This is a genomic window from Lishizhenia sp., from assembly GCF_033720595.1.
Lineage (GTDB): Bacteria > Bacteroidota > Bacteroidia > Flavobacteriales_D > Crocinitomicaceae > Lishizhenia.
The window spans coordinates 1-3,101 of sequence record NZ_JAWWCF010000264.1; the positions used below are offsets into that span (position 1 = coordinate 1).

Annotated in this window: 3 protein-coding genes; all 3 read left to right on the forward strand. The window is 35.5% G+C overall.

All coding sequences use genetic code 11. The annotated features are described in order from the left end of the window. Positions 1 to 771 (forward strand): thiolase C-terminal domain-containing protein (locus R3333_RS13730; protein WP_413468688.1); only part of this gene is annotated, 771 nt, incomplete at its 5' end. A gap of 1 nt (position 772) precedes the next feature. Further along, on the forward strand, positions 773 to 1,138 hold the full coding sequence (locus R3333_RS13735) for a Zn-ribbon domain-containing OB-fold protein (protein WP_318959344.1): 366 nt from the start codon (positions 773 to 775) through the stop codon (positions 1,136 to 1,138). Positions 1,139 to 1,427: 289 nt separating this feature from the next. Next, positions 1,428 to 3,101, forward strand: a 1,674-nt coding sequence (gene nrdD, locus R3333_RS13740) for an anaerobic ribonucleoside-triphosphate reductase (RefSeq protein WP_318959345.1), incomplete at its 3' end; no start/stop codon positions are given.

Genomic DNA, 3,101 nt, shown 5'->3' on the forward strand with positions numbered 1-3,101 from the left:
TCTGATTTCTTTTATGAAGGTGCAGCAGGAGCTTCATTTCCTGGTTTGTTTGCATCAATGGCACGTGCATATCTAACAGAATTCAAAGCAACTGAAGAAGACTTTGCTGAAGTTGCAGTGAAAAATCATGAAAATGGCTTGCTAAATCCTAAAGCACACCTAAGAAAGAAAATTACAGTTGATGATGTAATGAAGTCCGCAGTCGTTGCAAGTCCACTAAAGCTTTATGACTGCTGTCCATTCTCAGATGGTGCAAGCTCTGTTATTTTATGCAGTGAAAAGTTTGCAAAAGAGCACTCTAAAGACTACATTCAAGTGATTGGTTCAGGCAGGGGCGGCTCTCCAGCAGCTCTTCAAGGTCGTGAACACATGACTACAATTCCAAGCACAAAGATTGCATCAGAAGCAGCATACAAGATGGCTGGAATTACTCCAAAAGATGTTGACTTTGCTGAAGTACATGATTGTTTTACGATTGCAGAAATTGTTGATAGTGAAGATTTAGGTTTCTTTGAAAAAGGAAAAGGAGTTGAAGGAGTTAGAGAAGACCAGACATCACGACGAGGTGAAATACCAATTAATCCATCAGGTGGTTTAAAATCTAAAGGTCATCCTATAGGTGCTACTGGTGTTGGTCAAGTGGTAGAAGTTTTTGATCAACTTACTGGTAAAGCAGGCGAAAGAACAGTAAATGATGCTAAAATTGGCTTAACACAAAACTTTGGCGCAACTGGTGCAAGTTGTGCTGTACATATTTTCCAAAGTGTGTAAATTGTCAGCTAAACAAGAATTCATTGATGTTGCAAAATCAGGAAAGGTTCTTGCTAGAAAATGTAAAAAGTGTGGAGAGCTACATTTAGCAACAGTCTATTTTTGTCAAAATTGTGGAAATCCAGAATTTGAAAATGCTATTCTTGAAGGTCAAGGCTCCATTGCTACCTATACTATAATCACTGTTCCCCCAGCAGGATTTGAAAAATACACTCCATATGCCTGGGTTGTTCTAAAATTGGATAATGCCGACCTTCGAGTTTCTGGTTTTATGGGTGGAATTGCAAAACCTGCAGACCTTCCGGTTGGAACCAAGGCCAAAATTGTCGGATTTGATGACCGCGGAATTTTAATAGAAAAACAGTAAATCAAATTTATTATAATTATAAAATAAAATCACAAAAGATTCTTAATTATTTTGAAAATTATCCAATTACATGTCTGTTGAAGTAACCTGCGGAAAATGTGGTAAAAAGATCGCCAACATGAAAATGTTAAAGTCCCTAAAAGATGTTGTAAGGCCTTACAATAATAAATGTCCAGAATGTGGACAGACTCTTTCTACATCAGAATTTACATTAGATGTAAGAGAAAACTGATCTAAATAACAGATAACCATTTCGTCACAAATCTTAATTACCCCTGATCTTTTAGACATGGATATGGAACTGAGCGAGGGACTAGCGGAGCAACCAAAGCGAGGAGGAATCTTACAATCTACATCAAAACGTGTAAGAATGATCTTTTCTGTAATGGCCAGTCCAAACAGAATCGACATCTTAAGAATCTTAAATTCTAAAGGGCCTTTAACATATTCTGAATTAAAGTCTCTTGCGGGTTTTAAATCAAAAAAAGAGAGCGGAAAATTTGCATACCACTTAAGAAAATTGTTAAGGCAATCACTTGTGGCGCTAAACAAGTCTGAAAGGCGTTATACAATTACAAATCTTGGGAAATTAGTTTTGAGCCTTGCAAGACAGATCGAAGAACGTTCCATCATTGAAAGTGGCAAAATGTATGTACGAACATCACACGAATCAATTGAAGAATTTAATTCACATAAAATCATTCAATCTTTAGTTCGTGAAGGCAGTCTTCCATTAGAATTAGCTCAAAAGATTACAGAAGAAGTTGAAAATCGAATTTACAAATATCAAACAACATATCTTACTGGTTCCCTTATCCGTGAAATGGTAAACTCTGTTCTTTTAGAACATGGGCATGAAGAATATAGAAACAAGTTAGCAAGACTTGGAATGCCCGTTTTTGAAGTAAAAGAAATGTTATCAAATGTAGAAAATGTTGATAATGGTGCAGATGGCCTTTTGTATAAAACTGGTCAAACAGTCTTTGCTGAACACCTTTTACTAAACACCCTACCAAAAGATGTGGCAGATTCACACCTATCAGGAGACCTCCATATAGCAAATCCCGGAATTTGGTCACTTTTACCCGATACGATTTTTGTGAATCTAAAAGAACTCATAGATGATGGAATTGACCTACGCGGCAAAGCCTTAGGCGTGACTAGAATTCCATCCATTAAGACACTTGAAAACCTAACATCTGCCTTATCCATGATAATTTCTTTGATTTCAAAAGAAGCATCAAAAGAGGTAGTTTTAGATGGACTTCCACAACTGTTGGCAAAACATGCTAAAAATCTCTCAGATTTAGAACAAAAACTAACTGATGCCTTTGCTACATCTTCTACAACATCACAGTATGGAAGCTCACCAACAATTGTTTCATTTAGAATTCAATTAGGTTCTGATCAAAAGATTACAAAAACAATTCTTACAGCTTACAAAAACTATGTAACAATTACTCCAATACCAAAAATTGGATTAATTATTGATGCAGACAAAACAAAACTAGTTGATTCATCTGAAATTCTAGCCGAAATAATTGCACTAGGTGGAAAAATGATCTTTTCTAAAGGAAGTATTTCAATTAATGGAATTCTAAAAGATGATGCTAAAAATACTAGTGGCACTTTTATTAAATTACAATCACTATCAATTAATTTACCAAGACTTGCATTTGAATCAAATAAAGATGAAACTTACTTTAGAGCTCGTTTAGCATTATTAATGAAACCTGCACTTTCCTCAATGTCATTAAGAAAGAAGGATATATCTGATCTAACTAGACGAGGACTAAATCCAATACTTGCTGGAAATACTCAATATATGCAAAGGAGCTCAACTACTCTTATCGTTAATCTAGTTGGACTACGTGAAGCAGTCTTTAACATTTTAGGATATGAAGACAATAAAGAAGGACGTGCTGTTTTACATAAAGTACTTGAAACAGCAGTAGATGTTGCA